Below are 22,746 nucleotides of genomic sequence, written 5' to 3'. Positions count from 1 at the left end.
ACGGCATCTGTCGATCATCAAGGGCGCCAAGGCCCGCGCCGTCCGGGTCTCCCTTTCAGCGCAGGCACCGGCCCGCTCAGGCTGCGTAGGGATCGATCTCCCCCTGTCTCATCCCTTCAGGTGAGCCATGTGAGGTAGGATTCGGTGCCGCCGTTGCGGGCCCCGGCCAGCGCGCTGCGTGCGTCTATGGCACCCGCGGCGGGGTCGGTCAGCACGGGTTTGAGCGCATCTCGGACCAGCTCGGCTTGCCCGGGCATCAGGTTGCACGGGTCGAGGTCGAAATAGCCTTTCTCGACCTCATGCCCGCGCACGACGATCGGAGGATCGAGCTTGCCGAAGGCCACGACGAATTGCGCGGCAGAGGCCGGGGCGAGGGCCGGATCGGCCCAGACGCGCAGACGTTCGAGCGGGTTGTTGGTGGGGTCGGGCAGGGGTTTTGCCGTGATGCCGGGCAGCCCCGCGACCGCCTCGGCCCAGATCGTCAGGGCGCGGGTCTCTTCGGCCCGGATCGCCTCGTGGTCGCGCTCCATCCATTGCTCCATCGCGGCGATGGCACCGGCCATGCTTTCCTTGCCGATCTTCATGCCGCGGCCGATCCCGGTGTTGTGCAGGTAGGCGGCGCGGATCAGCGCCTTGCGACCGGCCACGATGCCCGAGGTTGGTCCGCCCAGAAACTTGTGGCCGGAATAGATGGCGATATCGGCGCCCGTGGCGAGCATGCCGGTGAGGTCATATTCGGAGGCCGCATCGACGATGACCGGCACGCCCTTGGCGTGGGCGATGCGCACGAAGGTGTCCAGCGGCATCATCCCGTAATCGACGACATGGTGCGAGACGACGTAGAGCGCCGCTGCGCAACCGTCGAGCGCGGCCTCGAGCTGGTAGTCGCGGGTGAGGGTGGATTGCCCGACGATGCGCTGATCGCCCCCGGCCAGCGCGATGGCCTGGCTGACGGGCGCGCCGTATTCGCAGAGGTGCCCCATCTGTACGGCCACGCCATTGGTGTCGCCGGGGCGGGTCGGCAGCGCCTCGGCCTTGGCCGGATCGAGCCCGGTGATGCAGCCTGCGACGGCCAGCGAGATACCGGCGCTTGCCGAGGCGGTCAAAAACCCGGCCTCAGCCCCGGTGAGCCGGGCGATGGTTTGGGAGGCGCGCGCCTGAAGCTCGTGGATATTCACGAAGCGCGGCATGGCGGCGGCGGTGGCCCGCGCGACGCGCTCGGTGGTGATCGAGCCGCCCAGCGAGGTCATCGTGCCCGAGACGTTCACCACCCGGCTCAGGCCCTCGGCATCATGCCAGGACCAGTCGATGCCGTAATCTTCATTGCGCAGCATGGTGTGCCTTTCCGTCTTGCTCGTGTTTCTACAATTATGGTCTATAGTGCGCGACTATGGAGATGCCCATGAAAGACAATGCCACAGGCGCACGTCGCAGCCGCACCAGCGGGATCGACCGGGCGCTTCAGATCCTTGATATCCTGACCGAGCGGCATGGGCCGATGACCTCCTACGAAGTAGCCAAGGTTGCCGGTGCGCCGCCCTCGACGATCTACAAGGTGATCGACGAGCTGGTGGACCGCTCGATGCTGGTGCGCACCAAGGACGGGCAGGTGTGGCTCGGGCCGCGGCTCATGCGATATGGCCTGGCCTACCGGGCGCGGATGAGCGCCTTCAACGAGGCCGAACGCGCGATGTTTGCGCTCAACGAGCGGGTCCGCGAGATGGTGCAGATCTGCGCCCGTGACGAGGGCATGATGCAGGTGGTCGCCATGGCGGAGGGCTCGTCGGGCCCGTTTCGGGTGACCTCGGACGTGGGCACGCGGGTGCCGCTGAACTGGACCGCCTCGGGCCGCCTTCTGGTGGGCCATCTGCCGGACAGCCAGCGGCTGGAGATCTTTACCCAACATGCCCGACCGTCCAACACCCGGCTGGCCGAGACCGACCCGGTGCGGCTGGCCGAGATCAGCCGCACCGACTTTCTGGACGGGCTTTCGGTGCAGATCGATACCTCCGAGGACCAGGTGGCCTGCATTGCCGCGCCGATCCGAGATCTGGACGGAATGTGCCGCCTCACCATGTCGGTGGTGATGCCAAAGCACCGGGTCGAGGAGAAGTTCGACCTTGTCTCCCGGGAGGTGCGCGCCGCGGCGCGAGAGGTGGAACGGGCGCTTGGGCTGCATCACGGCTAGGCGGGGGTTGCGGCTTCGAAGATCGCCTCGATCTCGACGGTGATGCGGTTGGGCAGTGAGCCGACTCCGAAGGCGGAGCGGGCGTGGATGCCCGGCTCGCCGAAGACCTCGGCCAGAAGGTTCGACGCGCCGTCGATCACGAAGGGGTGGTGCTCGAACTCGGGGTCGCAATTGACGAGACCCAGCAGCTTCACGACGCCTTTCACCCGATCGAGGCTGCCGAGCGCATCGCGCAGGGCGGCGAGGATGTTGACGGCGACCAGCTCGGCGTGGTCACGGGCGGTATCGGCAGTGACCTCGCTGCCGACCTTGCCCTTGAGCAGCGTGCCATCGGCCTGCACCGGCCCCTGCCCGGAGACATAGATCATGTCGCCCGAGCGGCGGACGTTGCAGAAAGACCCGATCGGGCTTGGCGCACGGCTCGGCAGCGATATGCCGAGGGAGGCGATGCGTTGCTCGGGGGTTTCCATCAGGTCAGAGGTCATGAAGCTCCTCGGCTCTCTTGCAATATGTCAGGTGATCGGTACCGGGCTGCTGCGGCTCCGGGATGCCCTCGGCGCAGATATCGCGGGCATGGGCGCAGCGTGTGCGAAAGACGCAGCCCGAGGGCGGGGCCAGCGGCGAGGGGATATCGCCCTCAAGGGGCACGCGGTCGCGCCGGGCGCGCGGGTCCGGTTTGGGGATCGCGGAGTTCAGGGCGCGGGTGTAGGGGTGGGCCGAGGCGCTGTGGATCCTGGCGACCGGGCCAAGCTCCATCAGCCGGCCAAGGTAGAGCACCGCGACCTGATCGCAGAGGTAGTTCACCACCGAGAGGTCATGGGCGATGAACAGCATCGTCAGGTTGCGCTTTTCGCGCAGCTCCAGCAGCAGGTTCAGCACCTGCGCCTGGATCGACACGTCGAGCGCCGAGACGCTCTCGTCCGCGACGATGAAATCGGGCTCCAGCGCAAGGGCACGGGCAATGCCGATGCGCTGGCGCTGGCCACCGGAGAAGGCTTGGGGATAGCGCGTCATGTGGTCGGCGTTCAGCCCGACCTCTTCGAGCAAGGCGGCGACCCTGTCACGCCGGTCTTGCCGGGTGCCGATATTGAAGGCCTTCAGCCCCTCGGCAATCAGATCGCCCACTTTCAGTCGCGGGTTCAGCGAGGAGACCGGATCCTGAAAGATGATCTGCATCCGCCGCCGCATCTCGCGCATCTGCGCCGTGCCGAGGGTGGTGATATCGGTGCCGTCGAACAGCACCTGACCGGAGGTCGGCTCGACCAGCCGAAGGAGGGCACGGCCAAGTGTCGTCTTGCCCGAGCCGCTTTCGCCCACCAGCCCCATGATCGAGCCGCGGGGGATATCGAAGCTGACATCCTCGACCGCGTGGACCGGGCCGCGGGGCGTGTCGAACCGCTTGGTCAGCCCGCGGATCTGGAGAAGCGCTTCGCTCATGCCGCCCCGGCCATGTCATGGATGCAGGCGGCAAGGTGGGCCGGGGCCTTGGGTTGAAGCTGCACCGGGGTCTGGCAGGCAGGCTCGGCGAAGCGGCACCGGGGCGCGAAGGCGCAGCCCGGGGGCAGGGCGGTGAGGGCGGGCACCGAGCCGGGGATCGGCACCAGCCGTCCCTCGGCCGCGGGGGCGGATTTGGGGATCGAGTTCAGCAGGCCCTGGGTGTAGGGGTGGCGCGGCGCGTCGAAGAGCCGGGTGACCGAGGCCTGTTCGACCACCGCGCCCGCATACATCACCGCCACGTCATCGGCCATCTCGGCCACCACGCCCATGTCGTGAGTGATGAACAGGATCGACATGCCGAGATCCTTCTGGAGCCGTCGCATCAGGTCGAGGATCTGGGCCTGAATAGTGACATCGAGCGCGGTGGTCGGCTCATCGGCGATGAGCAGCGCGGGGTTGCAGATCATCGCCATGGCGATCATCACGCGCTGGCGCATGCCGCCCGACATCTCGTGCGGGTAGCTGTCGATCCGGTTGGCGGCCCCCGGGATTTCGACCAGTTCGAGCATCTCGATCACCCGGCGGCGGCGGGCCCTGGCATCCAGGTCTTCATGCAGCAGAACCATCTCGCCGATCTGGTCGCCCACGGTGAAGAGCGGATTGAGCGAGGACATCGGCTCCTGAAAGATCATCGACAGGCCCGGGCCGCGCAGGTTGCGATAGGCGTCGGGGCCGGTGCTGTGCAGGGCGTGGCGGGTGCCCCTGCTGTCGGTAAAGACCATCTCGCCCGACAGCACCTTGCCGCCCGGCGGCAGCAGGCCCATCAGCGCCAGAGAGGTGACCGACTTGCCCGAGCCGCTTTCGCCGACGAGCGCCAGCGTGCGCCCGCGCTCGAGCGCAAAGCTGACATCGCGCAGGGCGGTCACCTGCCGCTTGCCCTTGCCGAAGCCGACGCGCAGCTTGTCGACGGAAAGGATGGTCTCGCCGCTCATGGCAGGCGCCGGGCCGCGAGTTGCCAATCGGTGCCGAGCAGGGTGCCGCGCGGCTCGAAGACCTTGTCCATGGTCATCGCGTTGTGCTGGCTGTCGAGCACCTCGATCTCTGCATCGGCGAGATCGAAGGCGGTAAAGTCGGCGCGGGTGCCGGGAGCCAGGCCTTCTGCCGCCACCGAAAGGCCAAGCAGCCCGCGCGGCGCGTTGGTGGAGGCCTCGATCACGTCCTCGAAGGGCAGGCCCACCGCCAGCAGCTTCGACATAGTGGTGGCCATGTCATAGACCGGGCTGGCCATCGAATGCTTGTGCAGGTCGGTCGAGATCGAAAACGGGCGCAGCCCGTCGGCGATGCTGTCGCGCGCGGTCTTGAAGTTGAAGGATGCGCCGCCGTGGCCGATATCCATGAGGATGCCGCGCGCAGATAGATCCTGCGCCATGCGGAACAGGGCCGGGGTGTCGCGGATCGACCCGGCGGGCTTGCCGTTGAAGCAATGGGTAACGATATCGCCCGGAGTCAGGATCTCGAAGACCTCGTCGATCAGCGGGGGCGGCTCGCCGACGTGGACCATCAGCGGCAGATTGGTCATCTCCGCGACGCGCTTGGCGATCTTGGCGGGGGTGATGCCCCAGCTTCCGACGATGACGCCGGAGGCGCGCACCTTGATGCCGCAGATCACGTCACGGTTGGCCTCGATCACCTCCAGCGTGCGGTCGATGTCGATCGAGCGCCAGTCCTGCAACTCGGGCACGCGGTTGCAGGCCACGAGGCCGATGGAGCCGATGTTGAGGAAGGCCTTGATGGTTTCGGACTGCGGTTCGATCACGTATTCTCGCAGCCCGTGAAACGACGCCTCGCCGGCACTTCCCGCATCGGCCATCGCGGTGACGCCGGTGGGGCGCCCGGCCTCCGAGGCGCGCACCGAGATGTCGGTTCCGCCATGCCAGACATGCACATGCAGGTCGCACCAGCCGGGCGAAAGATAGGCGCCCTTCAGATCGATCTCCTGCGCGCCTTCTATGGCGGCGCCGGCCACCAACCCGTGGTCATCGACGAAGATGCGATCTGGCGTGGCGTTGAAACCCGCGCTGCGGAAATTGGTGAGGGTGATGGACATGGCTCAGGTCTCCTTGGCCAATCTTGGGTCGAGCGCGTCGCGCAGCCCGTCGCCCGCAATCTGGAGCGTCAGGACGGAGGCGGCGATGATCAGACCCGGAAAGAGTATGAGGAAGAAGGCGTTGTCGATGAACTGGCGGCCTTCGTTCACCATCGTGCCCCAGGTCGGCGTGGTCGGATCGACCCCGACGCCGAGGAAAGACAGCCCCGCCTCTGCCAGCATGGCATAGGCGAAGATGAAGGTGGCCTGCACGAGGATCGGCGACATGATGTTGCGCAGCACATGGGTGATCATGATGGTAGGCGTTCGGGTGCCGAGGGCCTGGGCCGCCTCGACATAGGGCAGCTCGCGGATCACCAGCGTGGAGGCGCGCACGATCCGGGCGATCCGGGGCGTGTAGACGATGGAGAGGGCGAGGATGACGTTGCCCATGGAGCCGCCGAAGATCGCCACCAGCGAAAGCGCCAGGAGGATGTCGGGGAAGGCCATCATCGCGTCGATGAGCCGCGACAGCGGCGTATCGAGCCGCTTGAAGAACCCGGCCAGCAGGCCGATCCAGATGCCCGCGGCAGAGGAGAGCAGGGCGACGCCGAGCCCGATGCCGAGCGAGACCTGACCGGCCACCATCAGGCGGCCCAGCAGGTCGCGCCCGAAGGCATCGGCGCCCAGCAGGTAGCCGCCTTCGCCCGGCGGCGTGAGGCGGTTGCGCACCGACATGCCGCCGATGTCGGTGACGCCGAGCAGCGGCAGCAGGACGCAGGCCGCGACGATGGCGACGAAGAGGGCGAAGGCGACCAGCACCGAGGGGCGCGCCGAGAGCAGCCGGAAAAAACCGGGCGCGGAGGCGGATGCGGCGGAGCCGGCCATCAGTACTTCACCCGCTTATCGAGGATCAGGTAGAGCAGGTCGGTGGCGAGGTTCACCAGCACGTAGAGCGCAGCGACAACGATCAGCGTGCCCTGGATCACCGGGTAATCGCGGCGCAGCACGGCGTTGACCACGAGGTTGCCCATGCCCGGCAGGTTGAACACGCGCTCGGTCACCACGGCGCCCGAGACCAGCAGGGCGAAGGTGAGGCCGACCACGGTGATGATCGGGATGCCCGCGTTCTTCAGCGCGTGGCGCAGCACCACGCGACGCTCGCGCATGCCCTTGGAGCGGGCGGTGCGGATGTAATCCTCGCCCAGAATGTCGAGCATGGAGGCGCGGGTGAAGCGCAGGATCAGCGCTGAATTGGTAATGCCCAGCGTGATAGCGGGCAGGATCAGGTGGCGCATCCGCTCTGCAAAATCCGCATCCGGGCTGCCGTAGCCTGAAACCGGAAACCATCCGAGATCGGTGGCGAGGTAGCGCTGGAAGATGAGCCCGGTCAGGAAGCTCGGCACGGAGGCCGCCAGCATTGCCGAGGTAACAGACATCTGGTCGCCCACCGAGCCGCGCCGGTAGGCGGCCCAGATGCCGATGGGCGTGGCGATGACCAGCGCCACCAGAAGGGAGAAGAGCGCCAGGAAGATCGACGGCTCGGCCCGGGTGGCCAGAACCGAGGTGACGGACTGGTTGAAGAACAGCGAGGTGCCCAGATCGCCGCGCAGCGCGTTGGTCACGAAGGTGAGGTATTGCACGATGATCGGCTGGTCGAGACCGAGGCGGATACGCAGCGCGTCGACCTCTTCGGGCGTGGCATCGGGGCCCAGCATCAACGAGGCCGGATCGCCGGGGGCGAGACGGACCAGCACGAAGGCGATGGTGAGCACCAGGAAGATGACCACGACCATGCCGACGAGGCGTCTGACGAGATAGCTGCGCATTGAGGCCCGTTTTCAGGAAAGGGCCGGCCCCCGCAAGGGCCGGCGTTGGTTGTTTTACTCGGCGGAGGCCGCGTTCCAGAAGGCGGGCCAGGGCGAGGGGACGACGCCTTCAAGCCCGGCGGCCTTGCCTTGCAGGGCGTTGAAATTGCCGACCTTGATGAGGCCCACGTCTTTCAGCACGATTTCCTGCAGTTCGGCAAAGACTTCCTTGCGCGCCTCCGGATCGGCGACCGAGGTGAAGCGATCGAGGATCTCGTTTTTCTCGGGATTATCCCAGCCTTCGCGGGCGGTCGAGAAATAGGACGAGGTCAGCGCCGGTTCGGGCAGGAAGGGCGAGTGGGTGATGTAGATGTCCCAAAGGTCGGGGTTGTCGCGGTTTTGCGCCAGCGTGGCCCAATCCACCACGTCCATCTCCACCGTGAAGCCGGCCGCTTCGAGCGCCATGCGGGCGACCTCGGCCATCTGGTAGTGAAACTCGTACTGGCGCGAGGTCAGGATGCGCAGCGGGTCGCCGTCATAGCCGATCTCGTCCAGCAGGGCCGAGGCCTTGGCCTGGTCGTTCTGGTTGTAGAGCTCGGTGCCGGCCTCGGTGTTCCATGCCCAGCCCTCGGGATACATCGCGCCATCGGTCTGGAAGAACTTCTCATCTCCGAAGGCAGCGAACAGCATGTCGTCGAAGGGGAGGGCGGCCTGCACGGCCTGGCGGAACTTCAGCTCCGTCATCTTTCCTTTCTTGTGGTTCACCGCGAAGACCGGCCAGCCAAAGGGCTCCAGCAGCACGGGCTCTGCTGCGTCGGAGGCTTCGATCCGGTCGTAGGCTTCGGTCTGCAATCCGTCGGCATAGTCGAACTGCCCCGAGAGCAGCCCTTCGACCCGCGTGTTCGGGTCGGGCACCGGCACGAAGCGGATCTCGTCCGGGGTCTGCGTGCGCTCGGCGGCGCCGGTTGGCTGGGTGTAGCCATCGAAGCGGACGAGCTGCGTGTATTGATCGGGCTCGTGGGCTTCCAGCTTGTAGGGGCCGGTGCCGACAACCTCGGCGATCTCGTCGCCGATGATCTCCTCGGGGTAGACCACGGCGGCAGAGTTGGAGAAGGCCAGCAGCGACATCAGCGGTGCGTAGGGCGCGTTCAGCGAGATGGTGATCTCGTAATCGCCGGTTGCCTCGATGCTCTCCACCTTGTCGGCAATGGCCTTGCCGCGGCTGGCGACCTCGACCCAGCGGGTCATCGAGGCCAGCACGTCGGCGCTGTCCATGGAGGAGCCGTCGTGGAAGGTCACGCCTTCGCGCAGCGGGATGACATAGGTGAGGCCGTCGTCGGAGATTTGGGGCATGGCGGCGGCCAGGAGCGGCACGACGCTCCAGCTTTCGTCGAAGGTGTAGAGCGTCTCGACAAAGTGCTGGGTGACGATGCTGACCACGTCCTTGGTGGAGATCATCGGGTCGAAGGTGTCGGGCTCACCGATGATTGCGACGTCGATGGTGCCCTCGGCGATGGCCGGCGATGCGGCGACCAGCGCGATCGTGGCGGCGGTCATGAGTGGGCGGAATCTGTGATGCATGATGCAGGTCCCTGTGGCTTGGTTTGAACGGTTTCTTGGTCTTGCCCCATTAGAACCGACCGAATGCCATAGTAGTCAACTATATTGCATTATTATGAATTATACTGGCGGGGTGGCTCCTTAAGTTTCTGTTTTACAGGTGTAATATCAGGGGATGCCGCTGTGTGAAACTTGCCTGGGGTGCCGGTCTGCGGCATTCGGCGCTCATGAAATGCGTGTTGCAGCTGTCAATCCGTTGCCCGGGCAACGTCCGTCTGCTCCAGTCCACCTTCGGTTCGAGGCGTCAGTATCTGGTGATCGGGCGGGGTGCCCCCTGGGGTATCCACACAGGATCGTCGCCCAGGGTGCCTGTTGGCTTCCAAGTGAGCAAGCTTGCCGATAATCTCGCACGGTGCCTGATCCGACCGCGGCCGCGATTAGGGCAATGCCCGTGCGGTGATGCAGGCCTTCCATCGGGTGATCGTAAAGCGGCACGGTTGCGGCGCCGTTTCGCGTTTGTTGTGACGGATACCTTGCGATACCCTGTGCCTTGTCTGCGCTCATGTGGACGTCTTGGCCGCAGGAGCACGCGATGAACAGTCGAGCAGGGGAGCGCAGGGCCGCACAGGACAAGCCCGTGTCGGACGTGCCGCGCGCGCCTGCTTTCATCGTGACGATCTATGGTGATGTGGTTGACCCGCGGGGCGGCGCGCTCTGGATCGGCACCTTGATCGAGTGTTGCGCGCGGCACGGGCTGAACGAAACGCTCGTGCGCACAGCGGTCTCACGCCTTGTGGCGGCCGGGAATCTGGAAGGTGTCCGGATTGGCCGAAAGAGCTATTACCGCCTGTCCGAGAGGGCCCGTGAGGAGTTTCGCGAGGCGGCACGGCTGCTGTTTGGGCCGCCACCCGATGTGGAGGATTGGCTGATCAGCCTGTCCACCGCCGGGGACCTGCCCGGCCCCTGGGCGCGACTGTCGCCGAGCGTCGCCATCGCGCCCAACCGGGAGGATGTGGCGCCGGTCGATGGTGTGGTGATGCGGGCCGAGCAGATCGGGGCGCAGGATGAGTTGCGGTCGCTCGCCCGGGAAAAATGGGCATTGGACGAGGTCGCGCGCGCTTACGAGGCGTTTCTGGATCGTCACGCGAGCCTGCTGGACACAGGGCGCAGTGAGTCGTGCTTTTCGCCGGAAGGTGCGCTGGCCCGTCGGCTCCGACTCGTCCATGACTACCGGCACGCAGCCCTCAACGACCCGAGATTGCCACGCGCAGCCTGTCCGGAGGACTGGCCGGCCACACGGGCGCGGCGCTTGTTCGTGTCCGCCTATCTTGGCCTGTCGGACAAGGCGGACGCCTTTGTCGGCGAGAGTTTTCTCAACGAGAACGGTGCGTTGCAGGCGCACAATGCCGAGACCGAGCGGCGGTTGTCCCGGTTGGAGAGGGAGGCCGCAGGCTGGGAGCAGTCTGCGACCTTCCGCTAAACATTACATGAATTGCACGTTTCCGCTTAACTTGTGCTGCATTGCGTGCTAATAACCTGACCGTGCGGTCAGTCTTTGTCGGGCGACGGCAGGAGGCACAGGGAGGAAACGTGCATGCCGGAGGCGTTCATTTGTGACGAACTGCGCACCCCGCTTGGCGTATCTGGCGCAAGGCGGGGGCTGACGACAGCGCAACGGTCGCGCCGGATTGGCGGCGGCTTTGCCTTGCGTGCCCTGTGCCTGGGCGCCGGCCAGGGGATCGCCATGATCCGCGAACGCACCTAATCTCTCATCGAGGAGGAACGACGATGTATGCACAGATGGTCAAGTCGCAGGGCATGAAGTCTCTCGAGGAGATGAGCCCTGAAGAGCGCGCGTTTCAGGAGCGGGTCGACGCGGGCGAGAAGATCGAGCCGAAGGAATGGATGCCCGAGGGCTACCGCAAGACGCTGATCCGCCAGATCGGCCAGCACGCCCACTCAGAGATTGTCGGCCAGCTGCCCGAGGGCAACTGGATCACCCGCGCGCCGACGCTGGAGCGCAAGGCGATCCTGCTGGCCAAGGTGCAGGACGAGGCGGGGCACGGGCTTTATCTCTATTCCGCCGCCGAGACGCTGGGCATCAGCCGGGACGAGCTGACCGAAAAGCTGCTTTCGGGCGAGATGAAATACTCGTCGATCTTCAACTATCCCACGCTCACCTGGGCCGATATGGGCGCGGTTGGCTGGCTGGTCGACGGCGCCGCGATCATGAACCAGGTGCCCTTGCAGCGCACCTCTTACGGGCCCTACAGCCGTGCTATGATCCGCATCTGCAAGGAGGAGAGCTTTCACCAGCGGCAGGGCTACGCGATCATGATGAAGATGGCGAACGGCACGCCCGAGCAGAAGGACATGGCGCAGGACGCGCTCAACCGCTTCTGGTTTCCGGCGTTGATGATGTTCGGCCCCTCCGACAAGGACTCGGTGCATTCGGCGCAGTCGATGGCCTGGAAGATCAAGATGAACACCAATGACGAGCTGCGTCAGAAGTTCGTCGACGAAACGGTGCCGCAGGCCGAATACCTTGGCCTGACCGTGCCGGACGAAACACTCGCATGGAACGCCGAGAAGGGCGGCTACGATTTTGCCGAGCCGGACTGGTCGGAGTTTTTCGAGGTGATCAAGGGAAACGGCCCCTGCAACGAAGAGCGCCTCGGCGCCCGCCAAAAGGCATGGGACGAGGGGGCGTGGTTCCGCGACGGCCTGACCGCCTACGCCGAGAAGGCCGAGGCACGCCGCGCCAATGCGACGCTGGCCGCCGAGTGACCGGGCCCATCGGGAGGAGATGACATGAGCAAGAAGGAATGGCCGCTGTGGGAGATCTTCATCCGGGGCCAGCACGGGTTGAACCATCGCCACGTGGGCAGCCTGCACGCACCGGACGCTGAAATGGCGCTCCGCAACGCGCGGGACGTTTACACCCGCCGCAAGGAAGGGGTTTCCATCTGGGTTGTGGAAAGCCGTCAGATCACCGCGTCGAGCCCGTCGGAGAAGGGCCCGATGTTCGATCCGGCCGAAAGCAAGGTGTACCGCCACCCGACCTTTTTCGACATTCCCGACGAAGTGGGACACATGTGATGCCCTCGCTTCCCGATGCTGCAACACCTGACGCAGCCGCGCTCGCCCAGGAGGCCGCGGCCCATCAGGCCCATGACCCGCATGTCGCGGACGTGGGCCTGCAACCTGCCTTCTTCGACTGGCTTTGCCGCATGGGCGACAACGCGCTGATCCTGGGGCACCGCATCTCGGAATGGTGCGGGCACGGCCCGGTGCTGGAAGAGGACATTGCGCTGGCCAACACCGCACTCGACCTCATCGGGCACACGCAGATGTGGCTTGGCCTGGCCGCCGAGGTCGAGGGAGCGGGGCGCAGCGCGGACGATCTGGCCTATCTGCGCGATGCAATGAAGCTTCGCAATCTCAAGCTGGTCGAACTGCCGAACGGCGATATGGCGGTGACGCTGATGCGCGAATTCCTGTTCGATGCGTTCCATTTCGAGCTGCTGACCGCGCTTACCACCTCCTCCAGCCCGCGTGTGGCCGAGATCGCTGCGAAGGCGCTGAAGGAGGTGTCGTATCATGTTGAGCGCTCTTCCGATCTCGTGGTTCGGCTGGGCGACGGCACCGAGGAAAGCCACGCCCGGATGCAGGCCGCCCTGGATCGGCTCTGGCCCTATACCGGCGAGATGTTCGCGGCGGACGCGGTAGACGAGGCCATCGCCGAGGCCGGGATCGCGCCCGCGCTGGCGGACCTTCTGGCGCGCTGGCAACAGACCGTGGACGAGGTGTTGACCGAGGCGACGCTGAGCAAGCCGGAGCAGCGTTTCGATGCGCATAAGGGCGGCAAGCAGGGGCGGCACACCGAGCACCTGGGGTACATCCTGGCCGAAATGCAGTTTCTCCAGCGCGCCTATCCGGGCGCAAGCTGGTAGGCCCGATGGCACCGGTTCTGCCATCGACCGAGGAGGTCTGGGACTGGCTCGCCGAGGTGCCGGACCCGGAGATCCCCGTGATTTCTGTCACCGATCTGGGCATCGTGCGCGAGGTCCGCTGGGACGAGGGCACGCTTGTGGTTGCCATCACACCTACCTACTCGGGCTGCCCGGCCACGAACGTCATCGACATGATGATAGAAGCGTGCCTGCGTGAGAAGGACATCGGAGATCTGCGGCTGGAGCGCCGCCTTTCGCCGCCCTGGACCACCGATTGGGTCAGCGAGGCGGGCCGCGAGAAGCTGCGGGCCTACGGCATCGCGCCACCGGTGGACGGCACCGCCTCGGATGGCATGACGGCGGCGCGCGCCGCGCGGCTCTCTGGCCGTTCCAACCTTGTGATCGCCTGCCCGCGCTGCGGATCGAACCAGACCGAGCGGATCAGCCAGTATGGCTCGACTCCGTGCAAGGCCAGCTACCGCTGCCGCGACTGCCTGGAACCCTTTGATTACTTCAAGTGCCATTGATCAATCCGTTGCCCCGATTTCGCACTGTCCGGACAGGAGGAGGTCTGACATGCCCCGTTTCCATCCCCTCGAAGTGACTGACATTCGCCGTGAGACCCGCGATGCCGTTGTCGTCACGCTCAAGCCGCGGCCCGAGGACGCGGAGAGCTTCGATTTCACCCAGGGTCAGTACCTGACCTTCCGCCGGGACTTCGGCGGCACGGAACTGCGCCGATCCTATTCGATCTGCACGGGCAAGGATGAGGGGAGCTTGAAGGTCGGCATCAAGCGCGTCGATGGCGGGGCGTTCTCGACCTGGGCCAATGAAGAGATGAAGCCCGGCGACACGCTCGAAGCGATGGCGCCGCAGGGCCGCTTCTTTACCCAGGTCGACCCGTCCAGCGCCCGAACCTACCTGGGCTTCGCGGGCGGTTCGGGCATCACGCCGGTGCTGTCGATCATCAAGACCACGCTGGCGATGGAGCCCAACGCGACCTTCACCTTGGTCTACGCCAACCGACAGGTCGGCTCGATCATGTTTCGCGAGGAGCTTGAGGATCTCAAGAACACCTACCTGGGGCGCTTCTCGGTGATCCACATCCTTGAAAGCGAGGGCCAGGAGATCGACCTCTTCACCGGGCGCATCGACGCCGAGAAGATGGAGATGCTGTTCCGCCTCTGGATCGATGCCGAAAGCGTCGACATGGCTTTCATCTGCGGGCCGGAGCCGATGATGCTGACCATCGCCGAAAGCCTGCGACAGGCGGGGCTGACGGATGACCAGATCAAGTTCGAGCTGTTCGCCTCGTCTCAGCCGGGGCGGGCCAGGCAGCGTGTCGTCTCAACGCAGGCCGCCGCCGCGGGCAACACCTGCGAACTGCGCGTCACGCTCGACGGGACGACCCGCACCTTCCGGATGCCCAAGGACGGCACCGCCGTGCTGGATGCCGCCATCGAGAACAACCTCGACGCGCCCTATTCGTGCAAGGCCGGGGTCTGTTCGACCTGCCGCGCCAGGGTGCTGGAAGGCGAGGTCGAAATGGGCGTTAACCACGCGCTCGAGGATTACGAGGTGCGCGCGGGTTACGTGCTGTCGTGCCAGTGCATTCCGCTCTCTGACAAGGTGGTGCTCAGCTATGACGAATGACTTCGACACGATGACCCTGGGCGACTACCTCGCGCAGGGCGGCAAGCTGACCTCGCCCGAAAACGTCCCGCCGCGCTACCGGGGCGAGCTGTTGCGTCTGATGTCGTCCTTCGTTGACAGTCAGTTGGCCGCCTCGGCCGGCTTTGCCGCCGCGATCAACTGGGCGCCGGGCCTCAAGGCGCGGATCGCCGCCAGCCGGATCACCCTGGAAAAGGCGGATCATGCCGAGCGTGTGCTGGAGCTGATGGAGGGCTTCGGCACCGAGGCGACGCTTTACGAGCGCGCCCATGACTGGTCGGCGCGCGAACCACGCGACAGCACCCTGGAGGCCAAGCGCCATGGCGGCGACATGCGCCTTTCGGTCTTTCACTACCCGCTGGAGGGCTGGACCGATGCGGTGGTGATGAACGTGCTGATGGGGCTCGCGACCCAGCACGCACTGGGGGAGCTGACACGCTGTTCCTACCAGCCGCTTGCCGAGGTGCTGCGCGGCCTGCTGCCGCGTGAGCGGCGGCACATGGAGTTGGGGCTGGAGGGGCTGGAGTGGATCGGCGCGACCGACGAGGCAAAGGCCTCGGTCGCCTACTGGATGCCGCGCGTGGCCGAAACCTTCGGCCCGGCCCGGTCCGACCGCTTTGACAGGCTCAAGACGATGGGGCTTCGTCACACGGATAATGAGACACTGCGCCGCGCGTGGCGCGCCGAGGCGGAGCAGACGCTTTCCGCGCTCGGACTGAACTGAGCGGAACGAACGGGCAAAGGCCGGATACCGGACGCAACGCGCGCCGCCTGAGGAGCCATGTGCGCGGCGCCTTGCACGCCGGGGCGGGTGGGCCCAGCTGGATGCGGGGCCTACAGGGCGGAAATCCGGCGCTGTGCTGCCGCTTCCGCATCCGGGTCGTCCGCCCGTTCCGCGAGCCGCGCGAGGTCCTGAAGGCGGGTCAGCCTTTGGCCTTTCGGGAAGAGGTTGATGGACCGTTCCGCCAGGGCAAGCGCCTCTGCCAGGTCTCCTCGCCGTTCCAGGATCTTGGACAGCATGACCATCGGCGCTCTGGCGCGGTCATTGGCGTTCAAGACGCCCCTCAGCACGCCCTCAGCTGCGTTTTCATTACCGAGCCGCAGGTGGCAGCTCGCGACGTTGGCCGCAAATTGCGGGTCGTTCGGAAATGTCTCCAGCGCCTCGGAATACACCTTGAGCGCCCCTTCGGTATCGCCCGTCGCCTGCACATGCTGGCCCATCATCTGGAAGTACCTGCGTTCTTTGCAGGTCTTCTGCTGCAACCGTTCCAGAACCGGAAAAGCATCCGCCGGGGACCGATGGCGGTGGAGAATGTCTGCAAACTGGAGAAGACCCTTCTCCGAGGCATCACCGTCTTGCAGAACGTGCTCCATCTGCGCGATCGCGGCCTCGGTTCGGGCGTGTTCGGCGGTCCATCGGAAATTGGACGGGTAGGTGTTTTCCCCGAGCTCAAACAACAGACCGTCAGGATAGGCGTGGATCGAGTAGGTCACCGGCGCCACCGACAAGATCGGGGCTTCAGGGAAATGGACCTCGATTTCCTTGTGGTCAATCTGTGCGATGAGCTGTCGGAGAAGGTCAGAGCCTGGACGGCCCTCATTGCCGACAACGGCCACGAGACCCATTGGTTCGGCCATGGCCCAGAGCCGTTGGAGAGCCTCCTCCGTCTGGGCGTCTTCCGGCGTGGCAAGAACGGCACCGCATGTTCCCTTGGGGTCACTCTTGTTTGCCTTGTCCGAAAATGACTTCGCGGATTTCTTGTGGTTCGCCAGCGCGACCTTGGTGCCCTCTTGCGCAAGAGCCCGGCTGCTTGCCGCGACCTTGTTCTTTTTGTCAGACAAGGCGGCCGCCATCCGGGGATCGGACCACAGGGAGGCCGGTGACCTGGGCGTGCCTTTGGCCTTTGCCTTGCCCGGCGTCTTGTGGATGGCGAAGATGTTGTGGAACCTGTCGATCCGCGCGATCGGCTGCGCCGCGCTATCGAGCATCAGCTCGGCAAAATGGCCGACAGAGTTGGGCGATGTCAGCTCGAGCGAGCCTCCGAAGCGCGGATGAAAGGATGTCTGAACATCCTCTGCAATGTAGATCCCGCCGTCCGTAAGGCCGGGATAGAGCAGCCTGAAACTCTCCACCACATGCTCGTTGCGGTGGCTTCCGTCGTCGATGATCACGTCAAACGGCCCGAATTCGGCGCAGAGCTGTTTCAGGAAGTCTTCGTCGACCTGACTGCCCTGCCGGATTTTGACGCGCGGGCCGAGATCCAGCTTTTTCTCCTGAATGTCCATGCCCACGATGACCTCCGCATTCGGGAAGTAGTCCCGCCAGACGGCCAGAGACTCGCCGCCACGGTCGGGGTCGCCATAGCCGCCGACACCGATTTCCAGGAGCTTGATCGGCTGGTCCCGCAAGTGCCCGAGAACCGCGTGGTAGTTCGGCGTGTAGTCGTGGTAGCCGAATTTGTCCGTGCCATGCAGGATTGCGAGACGGCTGAGAGGGTCGAGGGTGCTGTTCATTGCTTGTCCTGTGGTGGAATACAGTCTGAAACGCTGTATTTGGCTCGATGATGGAACGATCTGACATTCAGATCGATCACATGCCTCAACTCTGGGCCAATCCCCGGGACTTTGACAAGAGTTGGCGCAAAACAAGCCAATTGATGCAGCATAGTTGCACGTCTGCGCGGGCGCCGCCGCGTGGAATGGATTGTGTGGTCTTGGGCAGATGTCGCACTCGAGGTTCGGGAGGGGCGGCTGTCAGTGCGGCATCTGGCGCCGTGGAGACGTGGGGGCTTCGGTGGCCATGGTCGGATCGTCATAGGCTTGCAGGCCTTGCGAGGACTCCACGTGAACCGTGTGGGCCAGGAGATTGCCCATGTGCTTGACGGCCTCGCGCTCTTTCATCTGTTCGGGGTGCGCGGGCGGGTTCCAGCTTGCAACGTTCTTGGCCGCGGACGGCCACATCATGTGGTTGAGCGTGCCGGTGACTGCGGCGAGCATCATGGTGTTGAAGACGGCATGTGGCGGGGCGTTCTGGTCGGCCTTGAGAGTGTTGTAGGTGTCGAGGGCCTTGCTGGCGCGCAGCGGATCGTTCAGCCCGTGACCGGAGCGTCCGCCTGCGAGGATCGGAATATCGGATGATGTCGGATGCTGCTGCCCGATGACCTGCCCGGTCGCCGAAAGGGTCGGCGCCACGACCGCCTTTGTCGGCGTGCGTGCGGCGCTTGCCACGCGCAGGAAGGCGGCCCCGAGATCATGCAGGTGATCCTTCTGGTTTGCGCCGATGTTGGGGTTGTTTTCGACCTTCTTCCGATAGGCCAGGAAAAAGTGACCGGCCGTTGAAGAGCGGAACATTTCATCCTGGGCCTTGGTCACCGTTCGGTACTTGGTGCCACTGAAGGAGGGCTTGTCGTAGAGGTCGGCAATCTTCTGGGCATGGTTGGCGGGCAGGGAAACGCCCGCCGTGTCTTCCAGCTCTTCCGCAAGCGCCACGAGGCGGGCGATCTGATCCTGAAAGCCTTGTGGGTCGAGATTGGCGCTGCGAAGCGCCAGATCCTTCCCGGCCTCCTTCGCATTCCGGTTGAGGGCATCGAGGTTGGGGGCCATCAGCGCCGCGGAGAGGGGGCCGTGGGTCCGCGTGACCTGGCCTTGTGTGCCGATCGAGGTGTCGCCCTTTCCATATGGGTGGTTCATGCGGGGGAAGTACGAGGTGTTGGGCGGGCGTTGCTGGAAGAAACCCTGTGGAGCTGCATCGCCCGGTTCGACCCATCGCCAGGTGTTGCCGTCGGTGAACCACTCCGGCTGCACCACGTCCGCCGCCTTCGACAGGGGCGCGCGTTGCACCAGCGGCGCGGCCTTTGCGTGTCGCTCGGCCCAGGCGCGAGCGCCCATCTGGCGGGCCTCTTGCTCTAGCTTGGGGGCGTCGTTCAGAGGTGTGCCGTCGGCGAGGCGGGTTTCGGGGCTGACCCGTCCGGCCCGCTGTTGGGTCACGTGCCAGAGCTCATGCGGCAGGCTGGCGGCCTGGCCGGGGCCGATATGAACGTCGTCGCCGCGGGCGAAGGCGCGCGCCCCGATGCGCCCCGGCGCCGCAGAGCCGTGGTGCACGCGCACGCCCGAGAGCGACACGCCGGAGAGCCGCTCAACCGAGGCGGCCAGCCCCTTCGGCACCCCGGCAAGTGCCGCCGGGCGGGGCGCGAGCGCGGTGAGCCGCCCTGCCGCGCTGGGCGCGGCGGGCGCAATTTTTGCCAATCGAGACGCTGCGGACCCCGCCGCATGCCTTTGAACTGGCTTGGCTATTGCCTCGGCGGCAGATGTTAGGGGGCGTGTGGCGGCTTTCACGGCGCGTCCTTTCCTTTGCGGAAAGGGTGGCAGTCGCCGGGGCATCTGGCAAGACGTTTGGCGCGACTGCCGGGCCAGAAACGCAACTCATGGGCGAGAGAATCCTTGCTTGCCGGCGGGCGACCGTTACCCTTACGTCAACCAGGGGAGCCGCCATGCGCCGCCAGATGCCTCACCCGAAAGCCGTTGCCGCCGCTCCTGCCGTGGGCGCACCCGCGCCCGCCTTCGCCTCGAAGAGCGCCGCCTTCCGGCTTGCCCAGCTTGCCGCCGGCTCCCGCACCCCGGGCCGGGGCGTGGTGCAATGCGATCCGGATGAGGCCGTGGCCCATGCCAACCGGCACAAGGGCGACGACGAGGACAAGCTGACCGCGGAGCAGGTGCAGGCGAAGATCGGCGATGCCGACGGCGAGCTTCATGAGCGCCGGGCGCTGGCCATCCTGTGGAACAGGGGGGTGGCCCCGGAAGACGCGGTCGCCGTCCCTCAGCTTGTCGATACGGGCTTCAGGGCGGGCGCTGATTCCAAGCCGACCGAGAAGCACCTGGTGGAGCGACTCGACAACATTGGCGAGGAGGCCGTGAGGCAGCGCCACAGGATGGACCCCAAGCGTGGCATCCTTGGGACCGACAACCAATGGGATAGCCGCCTGCGTCCGAAGGTCGAGGCGGCGTTCGACAGTGCGGATGGCCTGCTGCCAAGCTACATGACCGGGTACCTCTACGAGCGAAACGAGGCTTGGACCCACGGCGGGAACAGGGCCTTCCTGGACATGCTCGGGGACAATGGGGCGGTGGTGACCCTCGATCACGGCAAGGCGGGCACCATCCTCAAAGGGACGGACAGCGCAGATCATGCAGATGCGATCGAGGCCGAGGTTGCAGCGCGGGAGCGGTCGGCGCGCCGGAACGCGCAGCGCACCGGTAAATACGAGGAGCCCTTCGGCGTTTTCGAGGAAGTGGCACACCTCATGCAGCGGGGCTACCGCTATGACCGCGACACAGGCGAACTGCTGCCCCCCGGACACGCGCGTTACGATGCGCTGAGGGCGGGGCCGAACCAGGCCGAACAGGATGACCTTGCCAGGCTTCGGGCCCCGGCTGCGCGCAGGGGCGCGGGTAGACACGGTGGCGGCGGCGGTCGCGGGGCTCAGCGCAAGTGGAAGTAGCGGGCTGTGCCTGCGGGGCGGAATCACGGCGCGGGATCGCCCCATGGTAGAGTCTAGCCGCTGTTCATGGTGGCTCTGTAGTGGGGGCGGAATTGAAGGTCTTACTACTCCATGTTGATAAAATAGAGAAAATTAGAGTTATCCACAGGTGAATATTTTCACTCGCTTTATGGTTTAATCTGTGGAAGGCTTTCCCTTGGGGCAACCTGCGTAACCTGTTTGGCTCGTTTCTATTGAGCGAATTCATTGTCGGCGGAAATTTATTTTCGCCGTGGAAGGAGTTATTTTCATATGGCACGAGAACCGAAATCCGGGAATGACGAAGCCGACAGCGGGGGCGACGGGGGCTCTGGCGGTTCGAAAACCGGCGGCAAGGGCAAGGACGACGCCCTGAAGAAAGCCAAGCGCGAAGCGAAGAAGGCCGAGCGCGAGGCGCTGGTCGAACAGTCCAAGGCGGACCGTGCCGCTGCCGAGTTGATCTATGCCGAGGCCGTGGCGGCCTGCGAGTCGGCCAAGCAGGCCGCCGATGCCGCGCAGACCGAAGCGATCGCAGCGGCGGAGCAGGCCAAGGAAGCTGCGCATGAGCCATTCGTTGCCGCGCAGCAAGACACGAAGAAGGCCGCCGCTGCCAAGGAGAAAACCCAGAAAGCCGAGCAAAAAGCGCAGGATGAGGCAAATGGGGCCGATGTGGCCGTGACCGAGAAGGAGGCCGCCGTGGCCGCCGCGCAGCGCGAACTGCAAACTGCGCAGACCGCGCAATCGGAGGCAAATGCCGTTTTGAGTACGGCGCAATCGGCGGCGGCGTCGGCCAAGTCGGCGCTGACCACGGCGCAGGCGACCGAGCTCAGTGCCAAGCTGGCGGATGAGAAGGCGGCGGTTGATCTGAAGAACGCGGGTCAGACGGCGAAGGCCACGCATGACTCTGCCGTGGAGGCCGCCGACGCCGTGCTCGCCGCGGCCCGGGCGACCCTGATGGAAACCCTCGCCTCGATCGAAACCAAGCTGGCCTGTGCCGAGCAAAGCAGCGAAGGCTGACGGGGCCGAGGCCCTGGATCTTTTCGCTTACTGGAGTGAAATATGGCGCAATACAAAACACCCGGCGTATATGTTGTCGAGGAAAACGCATTTCCGAATTCCGTTGTGGAGGTGCCAACGGCAATTCCGGTTTTCATTGGATATACCGAAACGGCAAAGGCCGGAAAAACCGATCTGACGAATGTGCCAACCAAGATCGGCTCATTCGCGGAATTCCAGCAGGTTTTCGGTGGCGCGCCGGCGATGACCGTCGATGAGGACAAGAAAACGTCAACCCTGACGTGCACGACGCCTTTTCTGATGTACAGCGGCCTGCGCTTCTTCTACGACAACGGCGGCGGCGATTGTTACATCGTCTCGGTGGGCGGCTATACCGACAGCAGCGGCAAGCCGGTCACACCCGACAAAACCGCGATCACCGATGCGCTGGCCCCGCTGAAGGCCACGCCCGAGCCGACCATGGTTATCACCCCCGATACCGCGAAAATGTCGATCGGGGACTGGAGTTCGGTGGCGCAGAAGGTTCTAAGGCATTGCGAGACGATGCAGAGCCGCATCGCCATTCTTGATCTGGTGAACGGCAACCTGAAGTTCGGCCAGCCGGGCGCGACGGACCCGGTCGAGGACTTCTACAACAACGTGGGCACGAATGGGCTGAACTACGGCGCCGCCTATTACCCCTGGGTGAACACCAACCTCATCGAGATGGGCGACATCACCTTCATGAACCTCTCTGACACGGTGAAGAAGGCGCTGCAAAAGGAGGTGGAGGCCGAGGCGGGATCGAACGCCAAGCTGAAGAGCCTCGCGGGCCAGATCACCAGCACGAAGACGGCGGCGGAGGCCAAGAGTCCGCATCAGGCGCTCATGTCGGCGAGCCAGGCCTATAACCAGACGATGCTGGCCGCGCTTGCCGCGATGAACGTGATGCCGCCCAGCACCGCCATGGCCGGAATCATCAGCTTTACCGACAATCAGATCGGCCCGTGGAAGGCGCCTGCCAACACCTCGATGACCGATGTGCTCTCGCCCACGGTGGAGATCACCTGGGAGGATCAGGAAAGCCTCAACGTGCCGCTCAACGGGCTTGCCATCAACGCCATCCGGACCTTCATCAACCGCGGCGTTCTGGTCTGGGGCGCGCGCACGCTCGACGGCAACAGCCAGGACTGGCGCTACATTTCGGTGCGGCGCACGATGATCCTGATCGAGCAATCCGCCAAGCTGGCCTGTGAGGCCTTCGTCTTCGAGGCGAATGATGCCAACACCTGGTCGGTGGTGAAGGCGATGCTCGAGAACTTCCTGACCAACATGTGGAGGCAGGGCGCGCTGGCGGGCACCAAGCCGACCGATGCCTTCTCGGTTTCGGTCGGGCTCGGCTCGACGATGACACCGACAGACATCCTCAACGGCATCATGAACGTGACGATCCTCGTGGCCGTGACCCACCCCGCCGAGTTCATCGTGCTGACCTTCAAACAGCAGATGCAGAAGTCGTGACCCAAAGCGT

General features: G+C 65.1%; 22 protein-coding genes. 12 read left to right on the top strand and 10 right to left on the bottom strand.

Features of this window, described 5'->3' with window-relative positions; genetic code table 11:
* Positions 1 to 116 precede the first annotated feature (116 nt).
* On the bottom strand, positions 117 to 1,334 hold the full coding sequence (locus tag DYI42_RS09085) for an aminotransferase class V-fold PLP-dependent enzyme (RefSeq protein WP_213545617.1): 1,218 nt from the start codon (positions 1,332 to 1,334) through the stop codon (positions 117 to 119).
* 68 nt (positions 1,335 to 1,402) lie between these two features.
* Between DYI42_RS09085 and DYI42_RS09080 the strand changes: the two genes are divergently transcribed.
* Positions 1,403 to 2,188: an IclR family transcriptional regulator gene (locus DYI42_RS09080; RefSeq protein WP_244867751.1), complete on the top strand. Its 786-nt coding sequence runs from the start codon at positions 1,403 to 1,405 to the stop codon at positions 2,186 to 2,188.
* On the opposite strand, the gene DYI42_RS09075 is transcribed toward DYI42_RS09080, so the two are convergent.
* The 7 genes from DYI42_RS09075 to DYI42_RS09045 are packed head-to-tail and all read right to left on the bottom strand — an operon-like array spanning position 2,185 to position 9,076.
* Positions 2,185 to 2,673: a RidA family protein gene (locus tag DYI42_RS09075; RefSeq protein ID WP_213545615.1), complete on the bottom strand. Its 489-nt coding sequence runs from the start codon at positions 2,671 to 2,673 to the stop codon at positions 2,185 to 2,187. The two genes, DYI42_RS09080 and DYI42_RS09075, sit on opposite strands and share 4 nt — an antisense overlap.
* The gene (locus DYI42_RS09070; protein ID WP_213545614.1) at positions 2,663 to 3,625 is read right to left on the bottom strand and encodes an ABC transporter ATP-binding protein; all 963 of its coding nucleotides are present in this window, start codon (positions 3,623 to 3,625) and stop codon (positions 2,663 to 2,665) included. Before DYI42_RS09070 ends, DYI42_RS09075 begins: the two co-directional genes overlap by 11 nt.
* On the bottom strand, positions 3,622 to 4,617 hold the full coding sequence (locus DYI42_RS09065) for an ABC transporter ATP-binding protein (RefSeq protein WP_213545613.1): 996 nt from the start codon (positions 4,615 to 4,617) through the stop codon (positions 3,622 to 3,624). The genes DYI42_RS09070 and DYI42_RS09065 overlap by 4 nt, the downstream gene beginning before the upstream one ends.
* Positions 4,614 to 5,732, bottom strand: coding sequence for an amidohydrolase/deacetylase family metallohydrolase (locus DYI42_RS09060; RefSeq protein WP_213545612.1), 1,119 nt, complete (start codon positions 5,730 to 5,732; stop codon positions 4,614 to 4,616). The genes DYI42_RS09065 and DYI42_RS09060 overlap by 4 nt, the downstream gene beginning before the upstream one ends.
* A 3-nt stretch (positions 5,733 to 5,735) precedes the next feature.
* A complete protein-coding gene (locus DYI42_RS09055) occupies positions 5,736 to 6,599 on the bottom strand; it encodes an ABC transporter permease (protein WP_213545611.1) in 864 nt (287 codons plus the stop codon).
* Positions 6,599 to 7,540 carry an ABC transporter permease gene (locus tag DYI42_RS09050; RefSeq protein ID WP_213545610.1) on the bottom strand — a complete coding sequence of 314 codons (942 nt, stop codon included), beginning with the start codon at positions 7,538 to 7,540 and terminating at the stop codon, positions 6,599 to 6,601. The genes DYI42_RS09055 and DYI42_RS09050 overlap by 1 nt, the downstream gene beginning before the upstream one ends.
* A gap of 54 nt (positions 7,541 to 7,594) precedes the next feature.
* Positions 7,595 to 9,076, bottom strand: a complete 1,482-nt coding sequence (locus tag DYI42_RS09045) for an ABC transporter substrate-binding protein (RefSeq protein WP_244867749.1) — start codon at positions 9,074 to 9,076, stop codon at positions 7,595 to 7,597.
* Positions 9,077 to 9,716: 640 nt separating this feature from the next.
* Between DYI42_RS09045 and DYI42_RS09040 the strand changes: the two genes are divergently transcribed.
* The 8 genes from DYI42_RS09040 to DYI42_RS09005 all read left to right on the top strand — a co-directional run bounded on the left by DYI42_RS09040 (position 9,717) and on the right by DYI42_RS09005 (position 15,427).
* Positions 9,717 to 10,559: a PaaX family transcriptional regulator C-terminal domain-containing protein gene (locus DYI42_RS09040; RefSeq protein ID WP_342344633.1), complete on the top strand. Its 843-nt coding sequence runs from the start codon at positions 9,717 to 9,719 to the stop codon at positions 10,557 to 10,559.
* A 114-nt stretch (positions 10,560 to 10,673) separates the two neighbouring features.
* The gene (locus DYI42_RS09035) at positions 10,674 to 10,844 is read left to right on the top strand and encodes a hypothetical protein (RefSeq protein WP_213545608.1); all 171 of its coding nucleotides are present in this window, start codon (positions 10,674 to 10,676) and stop codon (positions 10,842 to 10,844) included.
* A 23-nt stretch (positions 10,845 to 10,867) separates the two neighbouring features.
* Positions 10,868 to 11,866 carry a 1,2-phenylacetyl-CoA epoxidase subunit PaaA gene (gene paaA / locus DYI42_RS09030; protein ID WP_213545607.1) on the top strand — a complete coding sequence of 333 codons (999 nt, stop codon included), beginning with the start codon at positions 10,868 to 10,870 and terminating at the stop codon, positions 11,864 to 11,866.
* A gap of 24 nt (positions 11,867 to 11,890) precedes the next feature.
* On the top strand, positions 11,891 to 12,178 hold the full coding sequence (paaB, locus tag DYI42_RS09025) for a 1,2-phenylacetyl-CoA epoxidase subunit PaaB (RefSeq protein ID WP_213545606.1): 288 nt from the start codon (positions 11,891 to 11,893) through the stop codon (positions 12,176 to 12,178).
* Positions 12,178 to 13,032: a 1,2-phenylacetyl-CoA epoxidase subunit PaaC gene (paaC, locus tag DYI42_RS09020; protein ID WP_213545605.1), complete on the top strand. Its 855-nt coding sequence runs from the start codon at positions 12,178 to 12,180 to the stop codon at positions 13,030 to 13,032. Before paaB ends, paaC begins: the two co-directional genes overlap by 1 nt.
* Before the next feature lie 5 nt (positions 13,033 to 13,037).
* On the top strand, positions 13,038 to 13,559 hold the full coding sequence (paaD, locus tag DYI42_RS09015; RefSeq protein WP_213545604.1) for a 1,2-phenylacetyl-CoA epoxidase subunit PaaD: 522 nt from the start codon (positions 13,038 to 13,040) through the stop codon (positions 13,557 to 13,559).
* 49 nt (positions 13,560 to 13,608) lie between these two features.
* Positions 13,609 to 14,685, top strand: a complete 1,077-nt coding sequence (gene paaE, locus DYI42_RS09010) for a 1,2-phenylacetyl-CoA epoxidase subunit PaaE (protein WP_213545603.1) — start codon at positions 13,609 to 13,611, stop codon at positions 14,683 to 14,685.
* The gene (locus DYI42_RS09005; RefSeq protein ID WP_213545602.1) at positions 14,675 to 15,427 is read left to right on the top strand and encodes a Phenylacetic acid catabolic protein; all 753 of its coding nucleotides are present in this window, start codon (positions 14,675 to 14,677) and stop codon (positions 15,425 to 15,427) included. Before paaE ends, DYI42_RS09005 begins: the two co-directional genes overlap by 11 nt.
* A gap of 110 nt (positions 15,428 to 15,537) precedes the next feature.
* Here the strand turns inward: DYI42_RS09005 and DYI42_RS09000 are convergent, their stop codons facing one another.
* Positions 15,538 to 17,217: a tetratricopeptide repeat protein gene (locus tag DYI42_RS09000; RefSeq protein WP_213545601.1), complete on the bottom strand. Its 1,680-nt coding sequence runs from the start codon at positions 17,215 to 17,217 to the stop codon at positions 15,538 to 15,540.
* A gap of 240 nt (positions 17,218 to 17,457) precedes the next feature.
* Positions 17,458 to 18,948, bottom strand: coding sequence for an eCIS core domain-containing protein (locus DYI42_RS08995; protein ID WP_213545600.1), 1,491 nt, complete (start codon positions 18,946 to 18,948; stop codon positions 17,458 to 17,460).
* A 245-nt stretch (positions 18,949 to 19,193) separates the two neighbouring features.
* On the opposite strand from DYI42_RS08995, the gene DYI42_RS08990 reads away from it, so the two are divergent.
* The 3 genes from DYI42_RS08990 to DYI42_RS08980 all read left to right on the top strand — a co-directional run bounded on the left by DYI42_RS08990 (position 19,194) and on the right by DYI42_RS08980 (position 22,736).
* The gene (locus DYI42_RS08990; RefSeq protein ID WP_213545599.1) at positions 19,194 to 20,201 is read left to right on the top strand and encodes a hypothetical protein; all 1,008 of its coding nucleotides are present in this window, start codon (positions 19,194 to 19,196) and stop codon (positions 20,199 to 20,201) included.
* A 291-nt stretch (positions 20,202 to 20,492) separates the two neighbouring features.
* Positions 20,493 to 21,236: a hypothetical protein gene (locus DYI42_RS08985; RefSeq protein WP_213545598.1), complete on the top strand. Its 744-nt coding sequence runs from the start codon at positions 20,493 to 20,495 to the stop codon at positions 21,234 to 21,236.
* Between the two features lie 42 nt (positions 21,237 to 21,278).
* Positions 21,279 to 22,736 carry a phage tail sheath family protein gene (locus tag DYI42_RS08980; RefSeq protein ID WP_213545597.1) on the top strand — a complete coding sequence of 486 codons (1,458 nt, stop codon included), beginning with the start codon at positions 21,279 to 21,281 and terminating at the stop codon, positions 22,734 to 22,736.
* The last annotated feature ends 10 nt before the right edge of the window (positions 22,737 to 22,746 follow it).

It is taken from the genome of Vannielia litorea (assembly GCF_018424695.1).
GTDB lineage: Bacteria > Pseudomonadota > Alphaproteobacteria > Rhodobacterales > Rhodobacteraceae > Vannielia > Vannielia litorea_A.
Note: the sequence above shows the minus strand (reverse complement) of the source record. Positions and strands in the feature narration are given on the sequence as shown.